Origin of the sequence: Xenorhabdus bovienii, assembly GCF_024721015.1 — a bacterium.
Taxonomy (GTDB): domain Bacteria; phylum Pseudomonadota; class Gammaproteobacteria; order Enterobacterales; family Enterobacteriaceae; genus Xenorhabdus; species Xenorhabdus bovienii.
Map to the genome: position 1 here is coordinate 1 of NZ_JANAIF010000263.1, position 779 is coordinate 779.

At 44.9% G+C, this 779-nt stretch carries 1 protein-coding gene and 1 pseudogene; both read right to left on the bottom strand.

The window, feature by feature from the left end; all coding sequences use genetic code 11:
• Positions 1-233: DnaB-like helicase N-terminal domain-containing protein (locus tag NXS07_RS20455; RefSeq protein ID WP_308686645.1), on the bottom strand; the 233-nt coding region annotated here is incomplete at its 3' end.
• A pseudogene (locus tag NXS07_RS20460) lies at positions 226-779 on the bottom strand (replication protein); the annotation flags it as partial. The pseudogene NXS07_RS20460 and the gene NXS07_RS20455, both read right to left, overlap by 8 nt.

Below are 779 nucleotides of genomic sequence, written 5' to 3' on the forward strand. Positions count from 1 at the left end.
GCAGTCATCATGACATTGGCGAAATGATTCTCACCCATCGCATCAGCCACCATCAGAGAATCAATTAACCCTCTGGTCTTGGCCTGTGCTCTGATAGTTTTGAACGTTTCACGGTAGAACGGGGTAGCAAATGCCTCTGGCTCCAGCGTTGCCAATACATCACTGGCATCAGGTGTTAGGCCACTAATCAACAATCCGCCAATCACACTGGATTCAAAATCGTAATTATTCATGATCTCTCCCTACAAATTTTCCTTCACGAACGCCAGTTAGCGTTGTTTCTCTCAGCAAATAATCAATATCCGCCGTCCAGCCCCTGTCGTTTTCTCCAAAATAAAACGGACGAGCCATTTTCACGAATGCCTTAACGTAAGCTCTCCAGCCATCCACGTTCTGAGTGACTAGCTTTGAAATGATTTTCTTTAAGGCTCTTTGGCGTTTGGTATTGGCTTCTACAGCGTGGGGCAACCTGTCGCCAACCTCTTCGTTGTAGGCGTTGAGATAGTCGTCGTAGTTGATGCTGGGAGTGGATTTTCGCTTTTTAGGTTTAGCCACCTCACCGTCATTCCCCTCGTGAGGGGTAAGGGGTGTATTTAATTCTTGTTCTAATACTTCTTGTTCTAATAACTTCTTACTCTGTTTGACCTGCTTTGTTACCTGCTTTGTTACCTGACCATCGCTGAAAGCCACGTCATGACTGGATTTGTTTGTTACCTGATTAGTTACCTGCTTTGTTACCTCAAAATCATCTACCTGTTTTGTTACCTCGTATTGCGTTG